The organism is Hyalangium ruber (assembly GCF_034259325.1).
GTDB classification, from domain to species: domain Bacteria; phylum Myxococcota; class Myxococcia; order Myxococcales; family Myxococcaceae; genus Hyalangium_A; species Hyalangium_A rubrum.
This window is the reverse complement of record NZ_JAXIVS010000015.1, coordinates 172,799-198,408: the sequence shown is the minus strand read 5'-3', so window position 1 is coordinate 198,408 and position 25,610 is coordinate 172,799. Positions and strand designations below refer to the sequence as shown.

The 25,610-nt window shown below is 67.8% G+C and carries 24 protein-coding genes; 22 read left to right on the top strand and 2 right to left on the bottom strand.

Features of this window, described 5'->3' with window-relative positions; all coding sequences use genetic code 11:
* Positions 1–84: 84 nt before the first annotated feature.
* From SYV04_RS34840 to menE, 8 genes are all read left to right on the top strand, one after another.
* Complete coding sequence (locus SYV04_RS34840) at positions 85–1,401, top strand: isochorismate synthase (protein WP_321550325.1); 1,317 nt, start codon at positions 85–87, stop codon at positions 1,399–1,401.
* Positions 1,379–3,139, top strand: a complete 1,761-nt coding sequence (gene menD, locus SYV04_RS34835) for a 2-succinyl-5-enolpyruvyl-6-hydroxy-3-cyclohexene-1-carboxylic-acid synthase (protein ID WP_321550324.1) — start codon at positions 1,379–1,381, stop codon at positions 3,137–3,139. Before SYV04_RS34840 ends, menD begins: the two co-directional genes overlap by 23 nt.
* A 33-nt stretch (positions 3,140–3,172) precedes the next feature.
* Entirely contained in the window at positions 3,173–3,964 is a 792-nt protein-coding gene (locus SYV04_RS34830) for a class I SAM-dependent methyltransferase (RefSeq protein ID WP_321550323.1), read from the top strand.
* On the top strand, positions 3,961–5,049 hold the full coding sequence (locus SYV04_RS34825; protein ID WP_321550322.1) for an amidohydrolase family protein: 1,089 nt from the start codon (positions 3,961–3,963) through the stop codon (positions 5,047–5,049). The genes SYV04_RS34830 and SYV04_RS34825 overlap by 4 nt, the downstream gene beginning before the upstream one ends.
* A 159-nt stretch (positions 5,050–5,208) precedes the next feature.
* Positions 5,209–6,054, top strand: coding sequence for a 2-succinyl-6-hydroxy-2,4-cyclohexadiene-1-carboxylate synthase (gene menH / locus SYV04_RS34820; protein ID WP_321550321.1), 846 nt, complete (start codon positions 5,209–5,211; stop codon positions 6,052–6,054).
* A 23-nt stretch (positions 6,055–6,077) separates the two neighbouring features.
* On the top strand, positions 6,078–6,998 hold the full coding sequence (locus tag SYV04_RS34815) for a 1,4-dihydroxy-2-naphthoate polyprenyltransferase (protein WP_321550320.1): 921 nt from the start codon (positions 6,078–6,080) through the stop codon (positions 6,996–6,998).
* Positions 6,999–7,005: 7 nt separating this feature from the next.
* Positions 7,006–8,100, top strand: a complete 1,095-nt coding sequence (gene menC / locus SYV04_RS34810; RefSeq protein WP_321550319.1) for an o-succinylbenzoate synthase — start codon at positions 7,006–7,008, stop codon at positions 8,098–8,100.
* On the top strand, positions 8,097–9,530 hold the full coding sequence (gene menE, locus SYV04_RS34805; RefSeq protein WP_321550318.1) for an o-succinylbenzoate--CoA ligase: 1,434 nt from the start codon (positions 8,097–8,099) through the stop codon (positions 9,528–9,530). Before menC ends, menE begins: the two co-directional genes overlap by 4 nt.
* Positions 9,531–9,542: 12 nt before the next feature.
* On the opposite strand, the gene SYV04_RS34800 is transcribed toward menE, so the two are convergent.
* Positions 9,543–9,737 carry a hypothetical protein gene (locus tag SYV04_RS34800; protein WP_321550317.1) on the bottom strand — a complete coding sequence of 65 codons (195 nt, stop codon included), beginning with the start codon at positions 9,735–9,737 and terminating at the stop codon, positions 9,543–9,545.
* A gap of 119 nt (positions 9,738–9,856) precedes the next feature.
* A complete protein-coding gene (locus SYV04_RS34795) occupies positions 9,857–10,381 on the bottom strand; it encodes an SgcJ/EcaC family oxidoreductase (protein WP_422724002.1) in 525 nt (174 codons plus the stop codon).
* A 131-nt stretch (positions 10,382–10,512) separates the two neighbouring features.
* On the opposite strand from SYV04_RS34795, the gene icd reads away from it, so the two are divergent.
* From icd to rpsP, 14 genes are all read left to right on the top strand, one after another.
* Positions 10,513–11,808 carry an NADP-dependent isocitrate dehydrogenase gene (icd, locus tag SYV04_RS34790; RefSeq protein WP_321550316.1) on the top strand — a complete coding sequence of 432 codons (1,296 nt, stop codon included), beginning with the start codon at positions 10,513–10,515 and terminating at the stop codon, positions 11,806–11,808.
* 24 nt (positions 11,809–11,832) lie between these two features.
* Positions 11,833–12,777 carry a malate dehydrogenase gene (gene mdh, locus SYV04_RS34785; RefSeq protein WP_321550315.1) on the top strand — a complete coding sequence of 315 codons (945 nt, stop codon included), beginning with the start codon at positions 11,833–11,835 and terminating at the stop codon, positions 12,775–12,777.
* Between the two features lie 220 nt (positions 12,778–12,997).
* Positions 12,998–14,875, top strand: a complete 1,878-nt coding sequence (gene sdhA / locus SYV04_RS34780) for a succinate dehydrogenase flavoprotein subunit (protein ID WP_321550314.1) — start codon at positions 12,998–13,000, stop codon at positions 14,873–14,875.
* A 45-nt stretch (positions 14,876–14,920) separates the two neighbouring features.
* A complete protein-coding gene (gene sdhB, locus SYV04_RS34775; RefSeq protein ID WP_321550313.1) occupies positions 14,921–15,727 on the top strand; it encodes a succinate dehydrogenase iron-sulfur subunit in 807 nt (268 codons plus the stop codon).
* A 186-nt stretch (positions 15,728–15,913) separates the two neighbouring features.
* Entirely contained in the window at positions 15,914–16,216 is a 303-nt protein-coding gene (locus SYV04_RS34770) for a PepSY domain-containing protein (protein ID WP_321550312.1), read from the top strand.
* Between the two features lie 16 nt (positions 16,217–16,232).
* Positions 16,233–16,910, top strand: a complete 678-nt coding sequence (locus tag SYV04_RS34765; RefSeq protein ID WP_321550311.1) for a winged helix-turn-helix domain-containing protein — start codon at positions 16,233–16,235, stop codon at positions 16,908–16,910.
* Positions 16,897–18,276 carry a sensor histidine kinase gene (locus tag SYV04_RS34760; RefSeq protein WP_321550310.1) on the top strand — a complete coding sequence of 460 codons (1,380 nt, stop codon included), beginning with the start codon at positions 16,897–16,899 and terminating at the stop codon, positions 18,274–18,276. Before SYV04_RS34765 ends, SYV04_RS34760 begins: the two co-directional genes overlap by 14 nt.
* Positions 18,277–18,386: 110 nt before the next feature.
* On the top strand, positions 18,387–19,910 hold the full coding sequence (locus tag SYV04_RS34755; RefSeq protein ID WP_321550309.1) for a serine/threonine-protein kinase: 1,524 nt from the start codon (positions 18,387–18,389) through the stop codon (positions 19,908–19,910).
* A 135-nt stretch (positions 19,911–20,045) separates the two neighbouring features.
* The gene (gene sucC / locus SYV04_RS34750; RefSeq protein WP_321550308.1) at positions 20,046–21,209 is read left to right on the top strand and encodes an ADP-forming succinate--CoA ligase subunit beta; all 1,164 of its coding nucleotides are present in this window, start codon (positions 20,046–20,048) and stop codon (positions 21,207–21,209) included.
* Between the two features lie 11 nt (positions 21,210–21,220).
* Entirely contained in the window at positions 21,221–22,120 is a 900-nt protein-coding gene (sucD, locus tag SYV04_RS34745) for a succinate--CoA ligase subunit alpha (RefSeq protein WP_321550307.1), read from the top strand.
* A gap of 42 nt (positions 22,121–22,162) precedes the next feature.
* Entirely contained in the window at positions 22,163–22,606 is a 444-nt protein-coding gene (ndk, locus tag SYV04_RS34740) for a nucleoside-diphosphate kinase (protein ID WP_321550306.1), read from the top strand.
* Positions 22,607–22,807: 201 nt separating this feature from the next.
* Positions 22,808–24,022 (top strand): hypothetical protein, encoded by a 1,215-nt coding sequence (locus SYV04_RS34735; RefSeq protein WP_321550305.1) that lies wholly within the window; start codon positions 22,808–22,810, stop codon positions 24,020–24,022.
* A 97-nt stretch (positions 24,023–24,119) separates the two neighbouring features.
* Complete coding sequence (rlmN, locus tag SYV04_RS34730; protein ID WP_321550304.1) at positions 24,120–25,265, top strand: dual-specificity RNA methyltransferase RlmN; 1,146 nt, start codon at positions 24,120–24,122, stop codon at positions 25,263–25,265.
* Between the two features lie 78 nt (positions 25,266–25,343).
* Complete coding sequence (gene rpsP / locus SYV04_RS34725) at positions 25,344–25,601, top strand: 30S ribosomal protein S16 (protein ID WP_321550303.1); 258 nt, start codon at positions 25,344–25,346, stop codon at positions 25,599–25,601.
* Positions 25,602–25,610 lie beyond the last annotated feature (9 nt).

Sequence of the window (25,610 nt, the reverse complement as noted above, 5' to 3'; positions counted from 1 at the left end):
AATCTTGTATAACGAGAATCACGATTAAAACAAGCGTGAGCCGTACACGAAGGAACATGACCCGTTGGCTCTAGAGAGGCTCAAATGCCGATGCTCAATCCTGAGAAAGCACAGCGTTGGGTGGCTGGGACGACGACCTTGAATGGCGTCGATCCGCTCTCGGGAGCAAGCGTGTTGGGCGTGCCCTCCGTCTATTGGGAGCGCCCCACGGTGGGGCAGGCGGTAGCGGGTTGGGGTGAGGCGGCGGTCCGGGAGGCTCGGAGCGCGGCCGAGGTGAATGAGGTGCTCTCGACGCTCGCCTCGCGGGCCGAGATTCGCTGGATGGAGGGCGTGCCGAAAGGGATGCCCGGTCCCTGGTTCGGGGGCATGCGCTTCGCCGCCTCGGCGCCGTCGGACGCGCGCTGGGAGGCGCACGGCTTCGCGCGGTGGACGATGCCCGAGGTGCTCGCCTGGCGGGTGGGGACGGGGGTGAAGGTGGCGGCGTTCGCTTTGGAGGATGCGGGGGGCGAGGATCTCGTCCGCTCGCGGCTGGAGCGGGTGCGCGCGAGCTTCCCGGACAGCTACTACCACCCGAAGGGTGGGGTGGTCGGGTTGCAGCTCTCCTCGTCGCGCCAGGATTTCGAGGCCCGGGTGAGCCGGGCGCTGGAGGCCATCAACGCCGGCTGCATCCAGAAGGTGGTGATGGCGCGCGCGGTGGAGGCGGTAGGGTCGGCCCCCTTCGATCTGGTGGAGGTGCTGGCCCGGCTGCGCGAGCAGAACCCGCGCTGTGTCACGTTTCTGTTTCGCGCCAAGAGCGAGACGGCGTTCCTGGGGGCCACGCCGGAGACGCTGTGCCGCGTCGAGGGGCGCACGTTGGAGACGGAGGCGCTGGCGGGCTCCGCGGCGCCCGGGCAGGCCGAGGGGCTGGGCGGGAGCGACAAGGAGAGCCGGGAGCACCAGTCCGTGGTGCGGTACATCCTCTCGGCGTTGCGGCCCGTCGCCGAGCACGTGACGGCGGACGCCGAGCCCTCGCTGCTCACGCTGAAGAACGTGGTGCATCTGCGCACCGGCATCCGCGCCGAGCTGCGCGAGGGCGTGAGCCCGGCGCAGGTGGTGGCGGCGCTGCACCCCACGCCGGCGGTGGGCGGTGTGCCGAGGGAGCACGCGCTGGGCTTCCTGCATGAGCACGAGGCGCTGGATCGCGGCTGGTACGCGGGGCCGGTGGGGTGGATCGGCCCGAGCGGGGCGCACATGGCGGTGGCGCTGCGCTCGGCGCTGGTGACGGGCGCGCACGCCCGGCTCTTCGTGGGGGCTGGCATCGTCCAGGGCTCCAGTGCGGAGGCGGAGTGGCGGGAGACGGAGATGAAGAGCCTGGCGATGTTGCGCGCCTTGGGAGGCAGTGATGTCCGACGCGAATCTTAACCAGCTCTGGGCGCGAGCCTTACTGGAGGAGCTGGTGCGCGGCGGCGTCCGTCACGCGGTGGTGTGCCCAGGCTCGCGCTCCTCGCCTCTGGCGCTGGCCTGTCTTCGCGTCGAGGGGCTGAAGATCTGGTCCGTCATCGATGAGCGCAGCGCCGGCTTCTTCGCGCTGGGCGTGGCCAAGCACTCGCGCGCGCCAGCGGTGCTGGTGGCCACGAGCGGCACGGCCGGGGCGCACTTCTACCCGGCCGTCATCGAAGCGGCGCAGTCGAATGTGCCCCTCATCGTGCTCACGGCGGACCGGCCGCTGGAGCTGCAAGGGTGGGGCGCGCCGCAGACCGTGCCGCAGGCGCGCATGTTCGGGGAGCACGCCCGCTTCTTCGCGGACCTGGGGCAGCCCGAGTCGAGCGACGTGGCGGTGGCCCACCTGCGCGCCACTGTCTCTCGGGCCGTGAGCACGTCCCTGCGCGCTCCTCGGGGCGCGGTGCAGCTCAACGTTCCCTTCCGCGAGCCGCTGGCGCCCACGCCGGAGCCCTTCGGCGCCGAGCGCCTGTCCGAGCTCGCCCGCGAGGGGCGCTCCGGGGCGCCGATGACGCGCATCACCCCGGCGGCGCGTCAGCCGGATGCCCAGGCCATCGATGAGGTGCGCCGTCGGATCTCCGCCACCGAGCGAGGGCTCATCGTCTGTGGGCCCCGGGACGAGGACGATGGCTTCGCGGAGGCCATCGCCGCGCTCTCCCAGGCTACTGGCTACCCCGTCATCGCGGAGGCCGTCTCCCAGGCGCGTTATGGAGGAGGCGCCGCGACGCTCTCCCTGTACGACGCGCTGCTGCGCCACCCGCCCTTCGCCCAGGCCCATCGGCCGGAGCTGGTGCTGCGCTTCGGAGGCGGGCTGACGCCCAAGGGCCCGCAGCAGTGGCTCGACGCCTCGGGGGCCCACATCGTCCTGTTCAGTGACGACGGCTCGCTCTTCGACCCCGCTCACCGTTCGGCGCAGGTCATCGAGGGCTCCGCCGTGGCTGCCTGCGAGGCGCTGGGGCTCGGGATGTCTCGCGGGCTGGGACGCTGGGCACAGGGCTTCCTCCAGGCCGAGCGCCTGGCCCGAAACGCCCTGGAGGCCGCGTTCGCCGAGCAGGCCGGGCTGAACGAGCCGCGCATCGCCCGCGAGGTGGTGGCCGCGCTGCCGTCCGGGGCGAACCTCTTCGTCTCCAGCAGCATGCCCATCCGGGACGTGGACGCCTTCGCACCCTCGAATGGCGTGGCGCTGCGGGTGCTCGCCAACCGGGGCGCCAACGGCATCGACGGCATCATCTCCAGCGCGCTCGGGGTGTCCGCGGCTTCGGGGCGGCCCACGGTGCTGCTCACCGGCGATCTGGCCCTCCTGCACGACGTGGGCGGGCTGCTCACCGCGCACCGGCACCGGGTCCCGCTCACCGTCGTGGTGGTGAACAACGATGGGGGCGGCATCTTCTCGTTCCTGCCCATCGCGAAGGCCACGGAACACTTCGAGCAGCTCTTCGGCACGCCCCACGGTGTCGATCTCTCGCACGTGGCGACGCTCTACGGAGCGCGCTTCCACCGGCCGGAAACTCCGGCCGCGTTGCGCACGGCGGTCCAGGCGGGCTTGGAAGGGGGGCTGCACCTCATCGAGGTGCGCACGGAGCGGACGGACAACGTGGAGCTTCACCGCGAGCTGTTCGCGCGGATGACCCAGGCCCTGGGCGCAGGCCCCTGGGCGTAACGAGAATCGCCGTTAGCCACGAGGAGTCACCGAATGCAGGGACGGGCCAAGAATCTCGGAGGCGAAGAGGAGCAGGGCGCGACACCTGATCAGGCGGCGCAGCTTCGAGGAGACTCGAAGCGGGAGTATGTGCGCTCGCTCTTCGACACCATCTCCCCGCGCTATGACTTCCTGCGGCTGTTGGTGTTCGCCGGTCATACCAGCCTCTGGTACCGGCGGGCGCTGCGCGATCTGGCCCTGCGCCCCGGAGATCGGGTGCTGGACGTGGGGTGCGGCACCGGCGAGTCGACCCGCTTCCTGAGCCGCCAGTACACGGGTGTTCGCGTCGAGGGCATGGATCTGTCTCCCGGTATGCTGAGCGTCGCGCGGAAGCACGATCCCCAGGGCGCGTACTTCGAAGGTGACGTGTGCGCGATTCCGCGGCTCACCGGTGCCTACGACGTGGTGCTCACGGCGTTCACGTACCGCAACTTCCCGGACCAGGAAGCCGCCATGCGGGAGATGCTGCGGGTGCTGGCGCCGGGCGGGCGGCTGATCATCCTCGACCACTTCTACCCTCGGGACTCGGAGGTGTGGCGCGCCGTGTACACGACGTGGATGCGGAAGGTGATGCCCCATGTCGTCAGCCCCTTCGTCAAGGACAACACCCCCTACCGCTACCTTGCCGAGAGCATCATCAACCAGCTGAGCATCTCCGAGTTCTCGGAGCTGATGTCCCGGTGTGGCGCCGAGCTGGTCCACAGCGAGCGCTACAGCGGCGGCGCGGCGGCGCGGCTCATCGCCAAGCACCACCCCTCCAGCAACCCCGGGAGCCGCTCGCGATGACCCAGAAGATCGACGCCTATACGCACCTGAGCCCCCCGGGGTTCCTGGACTTCCTGGAGGGGCTCAGCGGCAGCCCGCACGTCTTCCGCAAGCTCTTCGCCAACACGCCCACGCTGGTCGACACGGATCAGCGCCTGCGGCAGATGGACAAGTACGGCATCGACTCGAACGTCGTGGTGCCGTTGCCGTGGATCGAGGGGATCCGGGGCGTCTATGACGATCCCGCCCTGTCGGTGAAGGCCGCGCGGCTGTGCAACGACGGGCTCCGCATGGTGACCCTGGCGCACCCGGGACGCTTCCACGGGGTGGCGCTGCTGCCGTCGGCGGCGGGCCCCCAGCAGATGGTCTCCGAGCTGGAGCGCTCCGTGGAGGAGCTGGGCCTGGCGGGCGGAGTCCTCTTCTTCGGGCCGACGGTCAAGCCGCCGGATCACCCCGACTACGAGCCGCTCTATCAGAAGGCCGAGCAGCTCGACGTTCCCCTCTGGCTGCATCCGTGCCGGCCCGGCTCGCACGCGGACTACCCGGAGGAGAAGTTCTCCAAGTACCTCATCTGGCAGACGCTGGGCTGGGTCACCGACAGCAGCGTGGCGATGGCGAGGTTGGTGTTCAGCGGGGTGTTCCAGCGCTACCCCGACCTGAAGCTCATCACCCACCACCACGGCGCGCTCATCCCCACCTTCGCGAAGCGGATGCAGGCCTGCTACGAGTCCTTCGAGGAGTGCAGCGGCATCGATCTGCAGACCCCGATCGAGCAGCCGTACATCGACCACTTCAAGAAGTTCTACTGCGACACGGCCTCGCTCGGCTTCGAGCCGGCGACCATCCAGCTCGCCTGCGACTTCTTCGGCGTGGAGCGGGTGCTCTTCGGCAGCGACTCGCCGATGGACTCGCGCTCCGGAGAGATCTTCACCCCGGAGACCGATCGGACGGTCGCGGCGCTGAAGCTCACCAAGGCCGAGCGGCAGAGCATCTACGGCGGCAACATGCTCCAGCTCCTGAGCCGCGGCAGGAAGAAGAAGCAGAAGAAGGCCGCGGCGCGGACCGCGCCCCAGAGACCTGTGCGCCGGGCCGCCGGCAGGCGCTGAGGGACGCGGGCATCCAGCCAGGCGAGCAGCCGGGGTTCCTACTCGGTGTCCTGGTTTGTTCACCTTGCGCCCACATGGGCTCCTGATGTGGAGTTCACGAGGTTTTGAACTCCGTGCGCAGCTTCATCCGGGGTCACATAGAAGCGCTGGAGAAGTTCGATGGGTGTGACACTGGCATACAGCATGTGGGGGCAGGGGACTCGGCCGCTCGTGCTCCTGCATGGCTTCACTGGCAACCGCAGTTCCTTTGATCACCTGCGCCCGATGCTGGGCGGCGCGGTAAAGGCCATCGCGGTGGATCTGCCGGGGCACGGAGAGACGCCGCTGCCCGAGCGCAAGGGCCGAGAGGGCTTCATCGAGACGGTGCAGGCGGTGGTGGAGCTGGTGGAGCGGCTGGGGCTGCACTCCGTGGATCTGATGGGCTACTCGCAGGGAGCGCGGATCGCGCTGGGCGCGGCGCTGCACTCCCCGAGGCACTTTGGCCGGCTCATCCTGGAGAGCGGCTCGCCAGGCCTGCACCGGCGCATGGAGCGCGCGGAGCGGCGCGAGGAGGACGGCCGGCGCGCCTCCTTCATCCAGCTCAACGGCGTGGAAGCCTTCATCGATCGCTGGGAGGCGATGCCCCTGTTCGACGGCTTGAGGCGCCTGCCGCCCGAGCAGCAGGCCGCCCTGCGGCAGCGCCGTTCGTCCTGCACCGTCGAGGGGCTGGTGGGCGCGCTGGGGTGCCTGGGGCTCGGGGTGCAGCCGGATTACTGGTCCGAGCTGCACCGCCAGCGCCTGCCGACGCTGCTGCTCACCGGAGCGCAGGACGAGAAGTTCACGCAGCTGGCGCGGCGCATGGCGACCGAGCTGCCCGTCGTCTGGCGCCACACCTTCGAGAACTGCGGGCACGCTCCGCACCTGGAGGTTCCGGAGGCGTTCGCGCGCGAGGTGCTCGCCTTCCTCGATACGCCTTGGTACGAGTCGCCCGAATTCGAGAGCGCCTCGCCCGAGAGTCCTTCCTGAAGCCCGAGGCTGCCTCGCCCGTTATGAATTCTCCTGCTTTGTCTCTGGAGCCTCAGGCCCGCCCCCGTGCCACGCTCAAGACGTGGTTCATGGCTGCTCGTCCGAAGACGCTCACCGCCGCCCTCGTGCCGGTGGGAGTCGGCACGGGCCTGGCGTTTGGCAATGGGGTGGGGCGCTGGCTGCCGGCGGTCGCCGCGCTCGTGGGCGCGCTGCTCATCCAGATCGGCACCAATCTCACCAACGATTATTACGACTTCAAGAAGGGCGCGGACACGTCCGAGCGTCTAGGGCCGGTGCGCGTCACCCAGAGTGGTCTCATCGCCCCGGGCTCGGTGCTGGCGGGGGCGCTGGCGTGCTTCGCCTTGGCCATTCTCTCGGGCATCTACCTGGTGTCGGTGGGTGGGTGGCCCATCGTGGCGATTGGCCTCACCTCGGTGCTGTGCGGCTACGCCTATACGGGCGGGCCGTTCCCGCTGGCCTACAACGGCCTCGGGGATGCGTTCGTGTTCGTCTTCTTCGGGCTCGTGGCGGTGACGGGGACCTATTACGTCCAGTCGCTCACGGTGAGCCCGGGAGCGTGGTGGGCCGCGGTGCCGGTAGGCGCGTTGGGCACGGCGCTGTTGGTCGTCAACAACCTGCGCGACGTGCATACGGACGCGAAGGCCGGCAAGCGCACCCTGATCGTGCGGTTAGGCACCCGGGCGGGCAAGGCGGAGTACATCCTGATGCTCCTGGCCGCGTACGCCACGCCGTTCGCGATGTTCGGGCTCGGCCTGGCGGGCCCGTGGGTGTTCCTGGCGCTGCTGAGCGCTCCGTTGGCGTTGGGGCCGCTGCGGCTCGTGCTGGGGGCGCAGGGGGCGGCGCTGAACGCGGCGCTGGGTGGTACGGCGCGGCTCCAGCTCGTTTTTGGCCTGCTCTTCGCCGTGGGGTTGAGCCTGAGGTGAGGGCCGCATGCGTATTATCGAGACGCGGCTGGCCCCCTCGCGGCTGGAGTTCGTCCGCCCGCTGAAGACGGCGCGGGCGACGTACGCGGCTCGGGAGGGCTTCCTCGTCCGGCTGGTGGATGAAGAGGGGCGCGTGGGCCAGGGCGAGGCGATGCCCCTGCCGGAGTTCGGCACGGAGTCGCTCGACACGTGCGAGCGTGTCCTGCGTGGCCACCTGGCGCGGTTGGGTGAACAGCTGATCGCCGACCGCCTCGAGGCCATCCCGGAGGTGTTCACCGAGCCAGGTACGGGCAGCTCTTGGGCTCCCGCCGCGGCTCACGCGGTGGAGCTGGCGCTGCTGGATCTGCTCGCCCAGCGGCGGAAGGTGCCGCTGAGCCAGCTCCTCGAGCCGAACGCGCGCTCCGAGGTTCGGGTCAACGCGCTGCTCACGGCGGAGAAGCCGGAGGCGCTCGCGGAGGAGGCTCGGCAGGCGGTGGCGGAGGGCTTTCAGACCCTGAAGCTCAAGGTCGCGGGCCGTCGGCTGGCAGAGGACGAGGCGCGTGTTCGCGCGGTCCGGGAAGCGGTGGGTTCCCAGGTGAATCTCCGCCTCGATGCCAACGGAGGATGGTCGGAAGGGGAGGCGGCCCAGGCCTTGGACCGGTTGAGCGCATACCGCCCGGAGCTGTGCGAACAGCCCATTCCGGCGAACGAGCTGCAAGGCCTGGGGCGGCTGCAGCAGCAGGCGCCGTTCCCACTGGCAGCGGACGAGGCGATCGCGTCGCCAGAGCTCTTCCCCCTGCTCCTGAAGACCGCCAGCGGGGTGCCCGCCGCGCGCGTCTTCGTCCTCAAGCCGATGGTCCTGGGAGGGCTGCTGCCCGCGCTGAGGTTCGCCCAGCAAGCCGCCCAACTGGGCTTGGAGTCCTTCGTGACGAGCTCGCTCGATGGTGTCGTCTCGCGCGCGGGTGCGTCACATCTGGCGGCGGCGTTGCCCTCGGGGCGTCTGGCTTCGGGGCTGGGCGTCGGCAGGCTCTTCGTGCGCGAGGAGCCTCCGGAGCACCCCTTTCGCCCGGTCCAGGGCTGCATCCGTCTCCCGGAGACACCAGGGCTCGGACTTTCCACATGAACTTCACGTGTCCCATCCGAGAGGGTGCCTCACTCTGGCCGGAGCAGGAGGCCCTGACCTTCGCCGGACGCCGCTGGACCTACCGCGCGCTGGACGCGGAAGTGGGGCGCTGGGTGGGTGCGCTCCAGTCGCGGGGCATTCGCGTGGGAGATCGGGTCGCATCGCTGGCGACCAGCCACGCCAGCTCCGTGTTCCTCTTCTTCGCGCTGGGACGCCTGGGGGCAGTACACGCTCCGCTCAATGCCCGGCTGACCTCGGCGGAGCTGGCGCCGCTCGTCGAGGACATCTCCCCACGGCTGACACTCGCCCTGAAGGCGCTGGTGGATCGCCTCCCGAATGCCGAGCCCCTGGAGACCTGGGCCGATGCCGTGGAGGCTCCCTCTTCGACCTGTGAGTCCCTGGAGGAGGCCACCCCGCGCGTGGTGCTCTTCACCTCCGGCACCACCGGTCGGCCCAAGGGAGCGGTGATCACGGAGGGCAATTTCCGAGCATCGGCGCGGTGCTCGGCGGCGAACCTGGGAGCTCATCCGGCGCCGCGTTGGCTGGGCACGCTCCCGCTCTTCCACGTGGGCGGGCTGGCGATGATGACCCGCACGGCCTACGACGGCGGCTGCCTCGTCTTGCACGACCGGTTCGAGCCGGAGTCGGTGAACCAGGCCATCGATGCCGAGGGCGTGAGCCACGCCAGCTTCGTGGCCACCACGCTGGAGCGGGTGCTCGACACGCGCGGCGATCGTCCGATGCCCGAGACCTTCCGGCTCGCGCTGATCGGCGGAGGACCGGTGCCCGCGCCGCTGCTGGCACGGGCTCGGGCGGCGAGGCTGCTAGCGCTGCAAACCTATGGATTGACGGAGGCGTGCTCGCAGGTGACGACCGAGCGCCCCACCGAGGCGGACGGACGCACGGCGGGACCCGCGCTGCCCGGGCTGGAGGTGCGCATCGTCTCCCCCGAGGGCGAGGTGCTCGGGCCGGGGAGGGAAGGGGACATCGAGGTCCGAGGCCCCACGGTGATGGCGGGCTACCTGAACCGCCCGGACGCCACGCGCGAGGCGCTGCGGGACGGCTGGCTGCGCACGCGAGACATGGGGATGCTGGACGAGCGCGGGCGCCTGACGGTGCTCTCCCGGCGCACGGACCTCATCGTCCGGGGAGGAGAGAACCTCTACCCGGCGGAGATCGAAACCGTGATCGCCGCGCACCCCGCGGTGCAGGAAGTGGCAGTGGTGGGCGTCGCGGACGCGCGCTGGGGCGAGGTGCCGGTGGCCTTCGTGGTGCTCCGCTCCGGGCAGGCGCTCCCGGAGGATCTCGACGGCTGGTGCCGGCGCTCCCTGGCGGGCTTCAAGGTCCCCGCGCGCTTCCTTCCCATCGACGCGCTGCCACGCAACGCAATGGGCAAGGTGGAGCGCACGGTGTTGCGCCAGCGAGCCTGAGGCCGTACCGCATCAGCACTCGGCGGACGGGTGGCCCCAGGGGTTGGTGCGTGGGCAGCGGCGCAGCAGCGACTGCAGGTGATAAGCCTGTGCCAGGGTGACCTGGGGCTTGGCTACCGGCTGCGAGAGCGTGTGCAACCGCGCCGCCTGGTTCGCGAGGCGCTGCTCCACTTCCCGGGTCCACGGCTTGAACTCGAGCCACTCCATGTGCCAGCTCCTTCGCGGGGGTCTAACGAAGCACCCATCCTGGAACGCGGGCGCCAGCGAAATCACGACGCCGCGCGTTGAGAACGTCAGGGGGTGACGCTTTCCCGACGTTCCCGGAGCTACTTCTTCGGAGGCGGGCTCTTGGGCGGAGGCTTCACGTCCGTGTTCTGTCCGGAAGTGATCTGCCACTTCCCGCCGCTCTTCTTCATCACGTACTTCATCCGGGTGCGCAGCACGCCGGGCTCCTCGGTGTTCTGCACGCCCGGAGGCAGGCCGGAGTGCCCCGTCACCTCGTGCTCCGTGTCCACCACGGCCACGTCGGGCCCGAGGAACACCAGCCGGCGCACGGTCACCTTCGATCGGCTGCCCTTGAAGATGCTGGCGAAGATGCCGGCATGCCGCTTCTCGATCTCGGCGCGCCCCTGGAACACGGTGCCGACGATGTTCACGAAGTCGGCGTCCGGTGAGAAGTCCTTGCTCCACTCCGCGGCGTCCTGGCGATTCCAGGCCTCGGTCTGGGTGGCCACCATCTGGCGCAGCGTCGCCTCGTCCTGGCTCTGGGGTGCATCGGCCCAGGCGCCCCTCGTCAGCAGCAGCGAGACCCCCAGCACCAGCAACGACGCTCTCGAAACTTGGTGTGTCACGGGCAATCCTCCCTCTGGATTCGATAAGTCCGGCCTCTTGTCGGGCAGCCAAACAGCTTGACTGCAAGAGGCGGGTTCCGGACTATCCGCCACCCTCCTTACACGGTCACACCTTCCAGGAGCTCTTTCAAATGGCGCCTCCGTCTGGGCAGAAGATCACCCTTCAGAACGGCAAGCTGAACGTGCCGGAAAATCCGATCATCCCCTACATCGAGGGTGACGGCACTGGCCGCGACATCTGGCGTGCCTCACAGGCGGTGTTCGACGCCGCCGTGGAGAAGGCCTACAAGGGCAAGAAGAAGATCTCCTGGTACGAAGTGCTGGCCGGCGAGAAGTCCTTCAAGCAGGTCAACAACTGGCTGCCGGACGAGACCGTCGAGGCCTTTCGCACCTACCTCGTGGGCATCAAGGGCCCGCTGACCACGCCGGTGGGCGGCGGCATCCGCTCGCTCAACGTGGCGCTGCGCCAGATGCTGGACCTGTACGTCTGCCTGCGTCCCGTGCGCTACTTCAAGGGTGTTCCCAGCCCGGTGAAGGCGCCCGAGAAGGTGGACATGGTGATCTTCCGCGAGAACACCGAGGACATCTACGCGGGTATCGAGTTCGAGGCGGGCTCCGCGCAGGCCGAGAAGTTCCTCGGCTGGCTGAAGCAGGAGTTCCCCAAGGACGCCGGCAAGGTCCGCTTCCCCACCAACGTGGGCATCGGCATCAAGCCCGTGTCGAAGGACGGCAGCGAGCGGCTCATCCGCGCCGCCATCCAGTACGCCGTGGAGCACAAGCGCAAGAGCGTCACGCTGGTGCACAAGGGCAACATCATGAAGTTCACCGAGGGCGCCTTCCGCAAGTGGGGCTACGAGCTGGCCGCCCGGGAGTTCGGTGACAAGGTCTACACCTGGGATCAGTGGGAGGCCACCAAGGCCGCCAAGAGCGAGGAGGCCGCCAACGCCGAGCAGAAGGCCGCCGTCTCCGCCGGGAAGATCATCATCAAGGACTCCATCGCGGACATCACCCTGCAGCAGGTGCTCACCCGTCCGGACGAGTTCGACGTCATCGCCACGCTGAACCTCAACGGCGACTACCTCTCGGACGCGCTGGCCGCGCAGGTGGGCGGCATCGGCATCGCGCCGGGCGGCAACATCAACTACCTGTCCGGCCACGCCGTCTTCGAGGCCACCCACGGCACCGCGCCCAAGTACGCGGACCAGGACAAGGTGAACCCCGGCTCGGTCATCCTCTCGGGTGAGATGATGTTCCGTCACCTCGGCTGGCACGAGGCGGCGGATCTCATCATCCAGGGCATGGACAAGGCCATCGCGCAGAAGACGGTCACCTACGACTTCGCCCGCCTGATGAAGCTCGAGGGCCAGGGCACGGTGACCGAGGTCAAGTGCTCGGAGTTCGGGCAGGCCATCATCAAGAACATGTAGTCCTCTCCACGGGAGACATTCCTCATGGCTCAGACTCGCAAGAAGAAGATCGGTCTCATCGGCGGTGGCCAGATCGGTGGCAACCTGGCGCTGCTCGCCGTCCAGAAGAACCTGGGCGACGTGGTGCTCTTCGACATCCCGGCCGCCGAGGGCCTGGTCAAGGGCAAGGCGCTCGACATCAACCAGCTGTCCGCGGTGGATGGCTATGACTGCCGCGTCACCGGCTCCACGGACTGGAAGGACGTGGCCGGCTCGGACGTCATCATCATCACCGCCGGCGTGCCGCGTAAGCCCGGCATGTCCCGCGAGGACCTGCTGGACATCAACCTGAAGATCATGCGGGACGTGGCGGCCAACATCAAGCAGCACGCCCCCAACGCCTTCGTGATCAAGGTGGCCAACCCGCTGGACGCGATGGTGTTCGCGCTCCACAAGATCGCCGAGCTGCCCAAGAACATGGTGGTGGGCATGGCGGGCGTGCTGGACACCAGCCGCTTCAAGTGCTTCGTGGCCGAGGCGCTGGGCTGCTCCATCCGTGACGTGGAGGCGCTGGTGCTCGGCGGTCACGGCGACGACATGGTGCCCCTGGTGCGTCACAGCACCGTGGGCGGCGTGCCCCTCACCGAGCTGATCGCCAAGGACAAGCTGGACGCCATCGTCAAGCGCACCCGCGAGGGCGGCGCCGAGCTGGTGGGCCTGTACAAGACGGGCAGCGCCTACTTCGCTCCCGCCTCCAGCTCCATCGCCATGGCGGAGAGCTTCCTGCTCGACCGCAAGCGCGTCCTGCCGGGCGCGGCGCTGCTCGAGGGCCAGTACGGCATCAACGGCTACTTCTTCGGCGTGCCGATGCAGATCGGCGCCGGCGGCGTGGAGAAGATCCACACCGTGCAGCTGGATGACGCCGAGAAGGCCCTGCTGGAGAAGTCCTTCCAGTCGGTGAAGAAGACGGTCGACAGCGTCAAGCTGTAGGCCCGTACGTAGGGCGGTCCGGTCTGCCTGGAACCTGCCGGGTAGGCCGGGCCCTTATGCCCGGGATGGCGCGTGCTTATCGCGCGCGTCGCCCCGATTGCGGCGAACATTCGCCAAGTTATCTAGCCTGTAGGTCCCGCACCAGGGGTCCGTCGTGGAGCGCTCGTCCTTGCGGGCGAGCCAGCCGCTCCCAGGCCCCCGGCAGTGAAGGAGACGAAGCATGGCAGCAGCAGCGCGGTTCACGGTGGTGGGTGGTGGTCTGGCGGGGCTGATGACGACGATCAAGCTGGCCGAAGCCGGCTACCACGTCGACGTCCTGTCGATCGTCCCGGTGAAGCGCTCGCACTCGGTCTGCGCCCAGGGCGGCATCAACGGCGCGGTGAACACCAAGGGCGAGGGTGACCACCCGGACATCCACGTGAAGGACACGCTGCGCGGCGGCGACTTCCTCGCGGAGCAGACGTCCGTGAAGGGCATGTGCTACGCGGCTCCGGGCATCATCTACATGCTGGACCGCATGGGGGTGACGTTCAACCGCACCTCCGAGGGCCTGCTGGACTTCCGGCGCTTCGGCGGCACGCTCCACCACCGGACGGCCTTCGCGGGCGCCACCACGGGCCAGCAGTTGCTCTACGCGCTGGACGAGCAGGTGCGCCGCTACGAGTCCGAGGGCAAGGTCACCAAGTACGAGTTCTGGGAGTGGCTGGGCACGGTGAAGGACGAGTCCGGCCGCTGCATCGGCAGCGTGGCGCTGGACCTGCGCACCATGGAGATCCGCACCTTCCCGGCCGAGGCGGTGTGCTTGGCGACGGGTGGTCCGGGCATCGTGTTCGGGCGCTCCACCAACTCCATCATCAACACCGGTACCGCCGCGGGCCGCGCCTACATGGAGGGCGCGATCTACGCCAACGGCGAGTTCATCCAGGTTCACCCCACCTCGATTCCGGGCGAGGACAAGCTGCGCCTGATGAGCGAGTCGGTGCGTGGCGAGGGCGGCCGCGTGTGGGTGCCCCGGAAGAAGGGCGACACGCGCAGCCCGCTGCAGATCCCCGAGAGCGAGCGCTTCTACTTCCTCGAGGAGAAGTACCCCAAGTACAAGAACCTGGTGCCCCGCGATGTGGCCACGCGAGAGATCTTCATGGTCTGCCGCGAGCTGGGCCTGGGCATCGGCGGCAAGGATGGCGTGTACCTGGACGTGACGCACATCCCCGCCCCCACGCTCGACGCGAAGATCAAGGGCGTGATGGAGATCTACGAGAAGTTCGTGGGCGATGATCCGCGCAAGGTGCCGATGGTCATCTTCCCGGGCATGCACTACTCGATGGGCGGCCTGTACGTGAACTTCGAGGCGGATCCGCGCACGCAGACGCCGGCCGAGGGCAGCCCGAAGAACCAGTCCACCAACATCCCGGGCCTGTACGCGGCCGGAGAGGCGGACTACGCCTTCCACGGCGCGAACCGCCTGGGCGCCAACTCGCTCCTGTCCTGCATCTACTCGGGGATGATCGGCGGGCCGGCGATGGCGGCGTACGCGAAGAACAACGCCACCAGCGCGGCGGCCAAGGGCGACAAGTACTTCAACGACGCGAAGAAGTACTGGGAGGACCGCTTCGCCACCCTGAAGGCGATGAACGGCCCCGAGAACCCGTACCAGATCTCCAAGGAGCTCGGAGAGCTGATGACGGAGAACTGCACCGTCGTCCGGTACAACGATCGGCTGAAGAAGACGGTCGAGCAGATCCGCGAGATGAAGTCGCGCTGGCACAAGTGCAACGTGCTGGACACGGGTGGGGTGGCCAACCGCTCGCTGTCGTTCACCAACCAGCTCTGGAACATGCTGGAGCTGGGCGAGGTGATCGCCAAGAGCGCGCTGCTGCGGGATGAGAGCCGCGGAGCCCACTACAAGCCGGACTTCTCGCTGCCGGAGCCCAAGAGCAAGGATCCGCGCGAGGACGCCGACTGGATGGGGCTGTGGAAGAAGCGCCACGAGAAGTGGGCGAAGACGACCATGGCGAAGCACTCGGTGGAGGGGCCGCAGATCTCCTACGAGGACATCGCCACGCCGGTGCTGGATCCCGAGCCGCGCTGGTACGCGTAAGTTGAAGCAACCGTTCTGGAAGTGAAGGGAAGGGCGACCGCATCTATGGACACCGCACAGCCGAGCACCGTCTCCACCCGGACCGTGACCTTCCGCATCTGGCGGCAGGATGGGCCGGAGAAGGAGGGCCGCTACGACGAGTTCCGCATCCCGTACGCCAAGGGAGCCAACGTCGTCTCCTGCCTGATGGAGATCCAGCGCAACCCCGTCACCGTGGATGGCCGCAAGGTGGCCCCGGTGGTGTGGGACGCCGCGTGCCTCGAGGAGGTGTGTGGCAGCTGCGCGATGAACATCAACGGCCGGGTGCGCATGGCCTGCTCGGCGCTGATCGACAAGCTGGAGCAGCCGATCACGCTGGAGCCGATGAAGAAGTTCACGGTGGTGCGCGACCTGACGGTCAACCGCGACCGGATGTTCGAGGCGCTCAAGCGGGTGAAGGCGTGGATCCCGGTGGATGGCACGCACAACCTGGGCCCGGGGCCTCGGCAGTCGCCGCATGACCAGTCGACGATGTACGTGCTGTCCACGTGCATCACCTGTGGAAGCTGCCTGGAGGCGTGCCCGCAGGTGACGCTGGGCAACGACTTCGTGGGCGCGGCGGCGATCAGCCAGGCGCGGCTGTTCAACATGCACCCGACGGGCAAGATGAACTCGGAGGAGCGCGTGCGCTCGCTCATGGGGCCCGGGGGCGTGCAGGACTGCGGCAAGGCCCAGAACTGCGTGAAGGTGTGCCCGAAGGAGATCCCGCTGACGACGTCGATCGCGGCGATGAACCGCGAGATGACCAAGGTGCTGATCAAGGATCTCTTCTTCCAGGAAGAGGAGAAGAAGGGGCACGCGGGTCCGGGATAGTCCCTCGGTCCACGGCTTCCGTTTACACGGCCCTGCACTCGGGACTTCGCTTCCCGGGTCGGGGCCGTGCCATTTGGGGGCCCCCACATTGCCAAACTGTATAGTTGCCTCCAAAGCCCCGTAATCGGCCGTGCGCATGATGGAACTGTTCAGGCATGTCGCCTGAGCGGTTCAGGGAGATGACCCATGGCACGGCTGAAGAACCTGTTCACTGCGGTCGCGGTACTGGCGGGACTGGGAGCTGGCTCGGCACTGGCTTCCGATGCGGACGAGATCCGGATGCTCGGGCAGACGAAGATCACCTTGGTGCAGGCCATCGAGGCGGCCCAACGGCACCAGGGCGGGCAGGCGTACGAGGCCTCGATCGACGACGACAGCTTCGAGCCGGTCTACGAGGTCAGCGTCGTCAAGGACAACCGCGTCTATGACGTCCGGGTGAGCGGCACGGACGGCAAGGTGCTGGGGGCGCGCGAGGACCGGAAGGACTGACGCCAGGAAGGCTCGCTTGCGCATTTTGCTGATCGAGGATGACGCGCAGACGGCGGAGTACATCCGCCGTGGCCTGACCGAGCTAGGGCAGGTGGTGGACCATGCGAAGGATGGCCAGGAGGGCCTGCTGATGGCGACTTCTGGCCAGTACGACGTGCTGGTCATCGACCGCATGCTCCCCAGGCTCGACGGGCTGACCGTGCTGCGGATGCTGCGTGAGGGGCATGTCCGGACCCCCACGCTGTTCCTCACGGCTATGGGCAGCATCGATGACCGGGTGAAGGGGCTGGAGTCGGGGGGAGACGATTACCTGGTGAAGCCCTTCGCCTTCTCCGAGCTCTATGCCCGTATCTGCTCGCTGGGCCGCCGGCCGCCGCTTCAGGACGTGCAGACGGTCTTCACGCTCGCGGACCTGGAGATGGACCTCATCAAGCGAACGGTGGTGCGCTCGGGGAGGAGCATCGAGCTGCAGCCGACGGAGTTCCGGCTCCTGGAGTACCTGCTGCGTCACGCGGGCCGGGTCGTCACGCGCACCATGCTGCTGGAGCACGTCTGGAGCTTTCACTTCGACCCGAAGACCAACATCGTCGAGACGCACATCAGTCGCCTGCGCGCCAAGGTGGACCGTGGGTTCGAGCCGGAGTTGATCCACACGGTGCGCGGCGCGGGGTACAAGCTCGATGTGGCGCCCTAGGGTCCTGCGCACGGCGAACTTTCGCCTGGCCCTGAGCTACGCGGCCGTCTTCAGCCTGTCCGTGTTCCTGCTGGGGCTCATCGTCTTCTTTGGTGTCCGGTCGTCGCTCGAGCAGCAGCTTCGGGGACAGATCGAAGCGGAGGTTGGTCAGCTCCTGGTGGACTACCGCGACGATGGGGTGGAGGAGCTTCGCCACGACATCCGGGAGCGCATCGAGTCCAACCCGGCCCGTCGGCTGCGCTACTTCCTGCAGAGTCCGGAGGGTAGGGTGGTCTTCGACCGGCTGCCCGCCATACCCACCCCGGACGGCTGGCACACCGTGCGAGTTCCCGTCGAGGGCTCGCGAGACGCCACGACCTCCGTTCTGCTCCATGCGCTGACCCTGGACGAGGGCTACAAGCTGGCTGTGGCGGCGGATCTGGATCCCATCCAGGACGTCGCGCGGGCCATCCGCCGGGCCTTCGGGTGGGCCTTCCTGTTCACCCTGGTAGCGGGGGCAGCGGGAGGGCTGTGGCTCGGTCAGCGCTTCCTGTCGCAGGTCGATGCCATCACCCAGGTGGCGGACCGGATTGGCAAAGGCGATGTGACGGAGCGGCTGCCCATCCGGGGGACTGGGGATGACCTGGACCTGCTCGCAGCGGTCATCAACCGCATGTTGGATCGGATCCAACAACTGCTGGAGAACGTGCGGCAGGTCAGCACGAGCATCGCCCATGACCTGCGGACGCCGCTGGGGCACTTGAGACAGAAGCTGGAGGCCATGCGCGTGGAGGCGCCGCAGGACACGCTGCGGAACGAAGCCTTGCAGCAACTGGACGCCATCCTGGACACATTCACCGCCTTGCTGCGGATCGCCGAAGTGGAGTCCGGTTCACGGAAGGCGGGCTTCGAGATCCTCTGCCTCTCGGAGGTGTTGGAGACGCTCGTGGACGCCTATGGGCCCGTCGCGGAGGACAACGGCCAGCGCCTCACGGAGCAGATCGCTCCGTGGATCTATGTGTACGGCGACCGGAATCTGCTGATGCAGCTCTTCGCGAACCTGGTGGAGAACGCCTTGCGCCACAGTGGTAAGGGCAGTGCGATCCACCTGGGGCTGGAAGCGGGGGCGAACGGGGAGTTCACAGCAACCGTGTCCGACACGGGCCCTGGCATTCCCACCGCCGAGTATCCGCATATCTTCAAGCCCTTCTACCGGCTGGATGCGAGCCGCACCGACCCGGGCAGCGGGCTGGGGATGGGCCTGGTGTCGGCCATCGCCAACCTCCACGACCTCTCCATCACGCTTGGGAACAACGCTCCAGGCCTGAAGGTGCGCCTCCAGGGGCATTGCCGGATGCCGGCCCTGGAGGGTGACGCGGCGCCTTGACGGTATGGAGGCACCAAACCAGATAGGGAGGGTGCCTGCGGGTCCACCCATGAGGTAGGGTACCGTGCGGAGCGGGCGAGGCCGTCCGCTCTCTCTCGGAGAGGATGCCCATGGAGACAACGCGGCCCTGGTTGGAACTGAACCCAGCCTCCCTGCCCGTGGAGACACTGGTGGGGCCGTGGCGGGTGAAGGGCTGGCGCGGCATCGGCACGTATGGCGCTGTCTACCGAGTGGAGCGCGTGGGCGGGGAGGCAGAAGGCTCATTCGCTCTCAAACTGGCCCTCCGCTCGCGGGATGAGCGTTTCGAGCGTGAAGCGGACCTGCTTGCGCGCATCCAACATCCGAACGTTCCGCGGTTTCAGGAACGTGGCTTGTGGCAACACGCCGCCGGGGCCTTCCCCTATCTGGTCATGGATTGGGTGGAAGGGGTGCCGCTGTACACATGGGCTGAGGAGCACAACCTCACTTCACGCCAGACGTTGCGGTTACTCGCGCAGGTGGCCCGTGCGCTGGAGGCAACGCACGCGGTGGGCGCTGTGCATCGAGACGTCAAGGGCGACAATGTTCTGGTGCGGCCGGAGGATGCCAAGGCCTTCCTCACGGACTTCGGAGTAGGGGACTACCGCGGCGCGGCGACGATCACCCAAACACCGCTGCCGCCGGGGACGCCTGTCTACCGCAGCCCCGAGGCGTGGGCCTACGAGCAACTGTTCGCCCGTCATCCCGACGCGCATTACGAGGCCTACACCTGCGATGACCTGTTCGCTCTGGGAATTACGGCGTACCGACTGGTGACAGGCAGGTACCCTCCGCCTACAGACCCGAGTCTGCCAGGTTCCATGGTGTGGAAACCGCGTGGGCCTGGGCCGCGCTCGCCGAGGGCGATCAACGACCGGGTGATCCCGGCACTGGAGGCGATCATCCAGAGGCTTGTGGCGGTATCGCCCGTGGAGCGCTTCAAGGGCAGTGCCCAGAAGGCGGCAGAGGCGCTGGAGCAGGCGGCGGAGAGTGCTGGGCCAGAGGCGGATGTGCTGCTGTTCAATCCCGAAGGCGACAGGTCCATGTCGACCACGGAGAAAGAGGAGGGAGTATGGGTGGAGCCGCCGCGCCACCATCCTCAGTGGCAGGAACCACCTGCTGTGCGGTCGGCCCACGGGCAGGAGGCCCCTGCTCAGGGGGCAGTACTGAGTAGGTCGCCCTCCGTGCCCGCTTCGAGCTGGGGTGTTTGGCACACGCTCACGGCCTTGGGGCTTGCACTGATCCTCGTGAGCGTGCGGTGGCAGGAGCATCCTCCTCAGAACAGTGCGCCTCCAGCGGTGGTGGATGCTGAGCCGGTCGAAGAGTCCCGTGATGGAGGTGTCACCTCTCTAGGCGACACGGCATTGACCGCACACGTGCCTCCCAGTGGAGCGCCGGCGCCATCGAGGAACCTGGCACTCGAGATGCCCAAAGAGCCATTCGCGGGACAACGCCGCCCGCCCTGTCCGAAGGGAATGGCGGCGATTCGAGGAGGGTGTTGGGTCGAGTTGGCCGCCAGGGGTAAGGGATGCGAGGAGTACGCCTACGAGTGGCAGGGAAGCTGTTACATGCCCTTCTTCCCTCCGCCGCGAGAGCCGACGTCCGATCCTCGGTAGGCCCGTAGAGCCGTACCTCCCTACGGGTCACCAGCAACCCAGCCCTGTCAAACGCCCTTGCACTCCGGGCCGTCTTGGGCGAAGAGGCTGCCCGCGCTGGCGCTTCAGGGCCATCGCCATTCAGCCGGAGCCTCGATGAAGATCCACGAGTACCAGGGCAAGGAAATCTTCCGGAAGTACGGTGTCCCCACTCCCCGGGGAATCCTCGCGCTCTCGCCCAATGAGGCGGAGGCTGCTGCCAAGGAGCTGGCCACGCCGGTGGTGGTGGTGAAGGCCCAGATCCACGCGGGTGGCCGCGGCAAGGGCGGCGGCGTGAAGCTGGCCAAGAGCGCCGCCGAGGCGAAGGACCTCGCCAAGGCGATGCTGGGCATGCAGCTCAAGACCATCCAGACCGGCCCCGAGGGCCAGACGGTCCACAAGCTCTACATCGAGGAAGGTCTCGCCATCGCCCAGGAGCTGTACCTGGGCGTGACGCTGGACCGCGCCACCTCGCGCATCACCTTCATGGCTTCGAAGGAGGGTGGCGTCGAGATCGAGGAGGTGGCCGCTCATCACCCCGAGAAGATCCTCCGCGAGTCGGTGGACCCGGCGGTGGGCTTCCTGGACTTCCAGGGCCGCAAGCTCGCCTACGGCCTGGGCCTCACCGGCGCCACGGTGAACAAGTTCGTCCAGTTCTGCTCGGCGCTCTACAAGATGTACGTCGAGACGGACTCCTCCCTCGTGGAGATCAACCCGCTGGTCATCCTCAAGGATGGCGGCGTGGTGGCGCTCGACGCGAAGGTGAACTTCGACGAGAACGCGCTCTACCGGCACAAGGATCTGCTGCACTACCGCGACATCGCCGAGGAGGATCCTCGCGAGGCGCAGGCCAAGGAGTTCGACCTGGCCTACATCGCGCTGGACGGCAACATCGGCTGCATGGTGAACGGCGCGGGCCTCGCCATGGCCACCATGGACACCATCAAGCTGGTGGGTGCCAACCCGGCCAACTTCCTGGACGTGGGCGGCGGCGCCAGCAAGGAGAAGGTGACGGCGGCCTTCAAGCTGATCCTCGCCGACCCGAAGGTGAAGGCGGTGCTCGTCAATATCTTCGGCGGCATCATGAAGTGCGACGTCATCGCCGAGGGCATCATCGCCGCGGCGAAGGAAGTGCAGCTCAAGGTGCCGCTGGTGGTGCGGCTTGAGGGCACCAACGTGGAGAAGGGCAAGGAGCTGCTGCGCAACTCCGGCCTGGCCATCACCCCCGCGGACAACCTGCGGCAGGCGGCTGAGAAGGCCGTCGCCGCCCTCAAGGCCTAGAGAGCGCTACCATGAGCATCCTCGTCAACAACGACACGAAGGTCCTCTGCCAGGGCATCACCGGCTCGGCGGGTTCGTTCCACGCCAAGCAGATGCTGGAGTACGGCACCCAGCTGGTGGGTGGCGTCACCCCGGGCAAGGGCGGCACCGACTTCGAGGGGAAGGTCCCCGTGTTCAACACGGTGGCCGATGCGGTGAAGCAGACCGGCGCGAACACCTCGGTCATCTTCGTCCCGCCCCCGTTCGCCGCTGACTCCATCATGGAGGCCGCTGACGCGGGCGTGGCCCTCATCATCACCATCACCGAGGGCATCCCGGTCAACGACATGATCCGGGCCAAGCGCTACCTGCAGGGCAAGCCGGGCGTGCGGCTGATCGGCCCCAACTGCCCCGGCGTGATTACCCCGGGCGCCAAGTGCAAGATCGGCATCATGCCGGGCCACATCCACAAGCCGGGCCGCATCGGCGTGGTGTCCCGCTCCGGCACGCTGACCTACGAGGCGGTGCATCAGCTGACCCAGCTCGGCCTGGGCCAGAGCACGGCGGTGGGCATCGGCGGTGACCCGGTGAACGGCACCGACTTCGTGGACTGCCTGAAGCTGTTCAACGCCGACCCGGAGACCGACGCGGTCATCATGATCGGCGAGATCGGCGGCAGCGCCGAGGAGACCGCCGCCGAGTACGTGTCGCGCGAGTTCACCAAGCCGATCGCGGGCTTCATCGCCGGCCAGTCGGCGCCCCCGGGCAAGCGCATGGGTCACGCCGGCGCGATCATCTCCGGTGGCAAGGGCACGGCCTCCGAGAAGATCAAGGCGATGGAGGCCGCGGGCTTCCTCATGGCCCCCAGCCCCACCGAGCTGGGTACGACTCTGCAGGAGGCGCTCAAGCGCGGCGCCCCGAAGAAGCGCTAGCTGTTTCCACCTTTCACTCAAGACTCAACGAGGACCACGACAATGGCCATCGAGCGTACGCTGTCCATCATCAAGCCGGACGGGCTGGAGAAGGGCATCATCGGCAAGATCATCTCCAAGTTCGAGGAGAAGGGCCTGAAGCCCGTTGCCGTTCGCCTGCAGCACCTGTCCCAGGCGCAGGCCGAGGGTTTCTACGCCGTTCACAAGGCCCGGCCCTTCTTCAAGGATCTGGTCAGCTTCATGATCTCCGGCCCCGTGGTGCTCATGGTGCTGGAGGGTGAGAACGCCGTGGCCGCCAACCGCGAGATCATGGGCGCCACCAACCCGGCCAACGCCGCCCCGGGCACCATCCGCAAGGAGTTCGCCACCAGCATCGATCAGAACACGGTGCATGGTTCCGACAGCCTGGAGAACGCGAAGAACGAGGTCGCCTACTTCTTCCGCGAGACCGAGATCCACTCGTACGAGTACAAGGGCAAGAAGTAGTCCCTCTCGCCCCGTCGAAGCTCGAGGCCCGGCTTCCGCGCACCCCGCGCGGGACCGGGCCTTGTGCTTTGTGCGACCATCGCCCCCATGGCGAAGCCCGGTCGACTCCTCCTGCTCCTCGTGGCCCTGCGGACGCTCGTGGCCTGCGGGGAAGAATCGCCCTGCGTGACCCCGGACACGTCTTCCCCCACGAGCGGGGCGATGGCGATGGCGGGAAAGCTGGCGAACCTTCGGATCTTCTCGCATGTCGCCATCCCGTGTGAGGGGCCCGTCCCCACGCCCGCCTCGGTCACCGTGGAGATCTCCGATCCGGACAACCTGCCGGTGGGGCACCAGTCCTTTCTCAATACGTCGCCCAAGGCCTCCGCCATCGTCGAGTTCACCCCGACGAAGGCGGGCCGCCACCACATCCTCGCTGCGTTCGAGCCCGTTGGAGGCATCCACCAGCTCGAGCTGCAGGTGGTGGGGGACCGCTCCGCCAAGGCCACTCGCCTCGAGTACGGGAAGACGTGCAATGCGCTGGAGCGCACGTGCCTGGGCGCCTGGGTGTGCGACTCGAACGTCACGCGCGAGGGCGCGGTGCTCAAGAGCTTCCCGAATGGCCGGCTGGCGGTCGCGGGAGACGTGGTGTGGGTGGTGGAGCCCCTCCAGATCCAGCGCTACGTGGACACGGGCGTGGCCCTGGAGCTCACCGCGACCCTGGCGCACTTCCATGGCGCCGCCGAGTTCCTCCTCGCGTCGGAGGAGGAGTTGGTGGTGCTGCATTCCGCCGTGCTCCAGCGCATCTCCTTCAGCGGGGCAGGGCTGAGCTCCACGGGGCCAACTGGCTGGGAGAAGCGCGAGAGCCCATTCACCCAGGACGGTCCCCCGGGACTCCTGATCCGGTCTGGAGATCGGCTGGGCGTCGTCACCCGATTCACCCCAAGCCCGGGCACTCCCCCCGTGAATCAGGTGTGTCCCTACCGGCTGGAGGGAGGGCATTTCGTGCGCACGTCCGAGCCCTGCCAGCAGTTCAGCGGCACCATCGTGGGCTTCGAGCCCCAGGGGCTGTGGGTTGGAGATCCGAGGTTTGTCTTCATCGAAGGCGAGTTCGTCGGCCTGAAGTGGATGGAGTGGACCGCCACCGGGCTGGTGGAGCAGGCCTCACTGTCCCTGAACTCCGACCTCGAGCTCATCGACCTCCCGGTGCGCCAGCGCCTGTCGGTCGCGCCTGTCCTCAGCCACAAGTTCGCCCTGGGGAATGGGTCGCTCATCGCCGTGGCGACCTATGCGCCCGAGCGCCACACCATCCTGCTGGAGCATCTGGGCGGGGAGGTGCTCGAGCCCTTGGTGTCCACCTCCCTGCTGTGGGGCGTCCCCGTCACCGGGAGTCCCGCCACGGGCATCTCCGTGCGGCTCCGGCCGCCTCGGGACTGAGGGTTCCTGGGGAGCAGGGGAGGAGCCGAGCCTTCCTTTGACTTACCGGCCTGGGATGTGGGAAGGCTCCCCCCACACCTCCCGTTAGAACCTGAAGATGTCCGAGCCTGCTCTCACCACTCCCGACACCACGCCGCTTCCGGCTCCCGCGCCGGCCAAGCTCGTGGACGTCTCCAGCCTCACGCTGGAGGGCCTCACCCGCTTCCTCACCGAGCAGCTGGGTGAGCGCTCGTTCCGCGCTGGCCAGGTCTACCGCTGGATCCATCAGCGCGGCGTCACCTCGTTCGACGAGATGACCGACCTGTCCAAGGGCCTGCGCCAGAAGCTCAAGGAGCGCGCCGAGATCGTCCCGCTGATCAAGGACCTCGAGCAGCGCTCCATCGACGGCACCATCAAGTACCGCTTCAAGACGCGCGACGGGCGCTTCATCGAGTCCGTCTACATGCCCTCCGAGGACCGCAAGACGCTGTGCGTGTCCACCCAGGTGGGCTGCGCCATGGCCTGCTCCTTCTGCATGACGGGCACCCTGGGCCTCAAGCGCAACCTCACCCCCGGTGAGATCGTCGCGCAGGTCCACACGGTCAACCGCGAGGTCCGCAAGAACGAGCAGCTGGAGACCTGGCGCCCGCTCTCCAACCTGGTCTTCATGGGCATGGGCGAGCCCCTGCACAACTTCGAGAACCTCAAGACGGCGCTCAACATCCTCCAGTCCGAGGAGGGGCCCAACTTCTCCCACCGGCACATCACCGTCTCCACCGTGGGCCTGGTGCCGATGATCGAGCGCTTCGGGCAGGAGACCGACGTCAAGCTCGCCATCTCGCTCAACGCCAGCACCGATGAGCAGCGCAGCAAGACGATGCCCGTCAACCGCAAGTGGAACATCGCGGCCCTCCTGGAGGCCTGCCGCAAGTTCCCCCTGCGCCAGGGCCGGCGCATCACCTTCGAGTACGTGCTGCTGCGGGGCTTCAACGACAGCGACGAGGATGCCCACCGGCTCATCGAGCTGCTCCAGGGCATCCCCGCCAAGGTGAACCTGATTCCCTACAACGAGAACCCCGGCCTGGGCTTCCAGACCACCATGGAGGAGCGGGCGGAGACCTTCCGCGCCATCCTCGCCGAGGGTCACATCGCCGCCTTCATCCGACAGAACCGCGGGCGGGACATCGCCGGCGCCTGTGGGCAGCTTGCCAATCGGAGCGGGGAGGATGCCTCGCAGCCGACGCAAGCTACCGAGCTTCCTTGACAATCCCGAGGCAGGGACGCTAATAGCGCGCCCTCGTTCACAAATTTTTACCAGCTGTTTTCATCTGGAGCATCCGAAATGGCCGTTGTCCTCCGTCTCGCCCGCGCGGGCGCCAAGAAGAAGCCGTACTACCACGTGGTTGCCACCGACTCCCGGAACCCCCGGGATGGCAAGTTCATCGAGGCCGTGGGCGCCTACGATCCGAACCTGAACCCCCCCAAGGTGGAGTTCAACCAGGAGCGGCTCCAGTACTGGCTGAAGACGGGCGCGACGCCTTCCGAGACCGTGGGCGAGCTCATCAAGCGCGCCGCCAAGAACGCTCCTCCCGCGGCCTAAGCCCCCTGG

What these genes read in the sequence shown, in the direction of transcription:
- SYV04_RS34840 (WP_321550325.1), top strand. Translation starts at nt 85, where the DNA reads ATGCCGATGCTCAATCCTGAGAAAGCACAGCGTTGGGTGGCTGGGACG.
- SYV04_RS34830 (WP_321550323.1), top strand. Translation starts at nt 3,173, where the DNA reads ATGCAGGGACGGGCCAAGAATCTCGGAGGCGAAGAGGAGCAGGGCGCG.
- SYV04_RS34825 (WP_321550322.1), top strand. Translation starts at nt 3,961, where the DNA reads ATGACCCAGAAGATCGACGCCTATACGCACCTGAGCCCCCCGGGGTTC.
- menH (WP_321550321.1), top strand. Translation starts at nt 5,209, where the DNA reads ATGGGTGTGACACTGGCATACAGCATGTGGGGGCAGGGGACTCGGCCG.
- SYV04_RS34815 (WP_321550320.1), top strand. Translation starts at nt 6,078, where the DNA reads ATGAATTCTCCTGCTTTGTCTCTGGAGCCTCAGGCCCGCCCCCGTGCC.
- menC (WP_321550319.1), top strand. Translation starts at nt 7,006, where the DNA reads ATGCGTATTATCGAGACGCGGCTGGCCCCCTCGCGGCTGGAGTTCGTC.
- menE (WP_321550318.1), top strand. Translation starts at nt 8,097, where the DNA reads ATGAACTTCACGTGTCCCATCCGAGAGGGTGCCTCACTCTGGCCGGAG.
- SYV04_RS34800 (WP_321550317.1), bottom strand. Translation starts at nt 9,737, where the DNA reads ATGGAGTGGCTCGAGTTCAAGCCGTGGACCCGGGAAGTGGAGCAGCGC.
- icd (WP_321550316.1), top strand. Translation starts at nt 10,513, where the DNA reads ATGGCGCCTCCGTCTGGGCAGAAGATCACCCTTCAGAACGGCAAGCTG.
- mdh (WP_321550315.1), top strand. Translation starts at nt 11,833, where the DNA reads ATGGCTCAGACTCGCAAGAAGAAGATCGGTCTCATCGGCGGTGGCCAG.
- sdhA (WP_321550314.1), top strand. Translation starts at nt 12,998, where the DNA reads ATGGCAGCAGCAGCGCGGTTCACGGTGGTGGGTGGTGGTCTGGCGGGG.
- sdhB (WP_321550313.1), top strand. Translation starts at nt 14,921, where the DNA reads ATGGACACCGCACAGCCGAGCACCGTCTCCACCCGGACCGTGACCTTC.
- SYV04_RS34770 (WP_321550312.1), top strand. Translation starts at nt 15,914, where the DNA reads ATGGCACGGCTGAAGAACCTGTTCACTGCGGTCGCGGTACTGGCGGGA.
- SYV04_RS34760 (WP_321550310.1), top strand. Translation starts at nt 16,897, where the DNA reads ATGTGGCGCCCTAGGGTCCTGCGCACGGCGAACTTTCGCCTGGCCCTG.
- SYV04_RS34755 (WP_321550309.1), top strand. Translation starts at nt 18,387, where the DNA reads ATGGAGACAACGCGGCCCTGGTTGGAACTGAACCCAGCCTCCCTGCCC.
- sucC (WP_321550308.1), top strand. Translation starts at nt 20,046, where the DNA reads ATGAAGATCCACGAGTACCAGGGCAAGGAAATCTTCCGGAAGTACGGT.
- sucD (WP_321550307.1), top strand. Translation starts at nt 21,221, where the DNA reads ATGAGCATCCTCGTCAACAACGACACGAAGGTCCTCTGCCAGGGCATC.
- ndk (WP_321550306.1), top strand. Translation starts at nt 22,163, where the DNA reads ATGGCCATCGAGCGTACGCTGTCCATCATCAAGCCGGACGGGCTGGAG.
- SYV04_RS34735 (WP_321550305.1), top strand. Translation starts at nt 22,808, where the DNA reads ATGGCGATGGCGGGAAAGCTGGCGAACCTTCGGATCTTCTCGCATGTC.
- rlmN (WP_321550304.1), top strand. Translation starts at nt 24,120, where the DNA reads ATGTCCGAGCCTGCTCTCACCACTCCCGACACCACGCCGCTTCCGGCT.
- rpsP (WP_321550303.1), top strand. Translation starts at nt 25,344, where the DNA reads ATGGCCGTTGTCCTCCGTCTCGCCCGCGCGGGCGCCAAGAAGAAGCCG.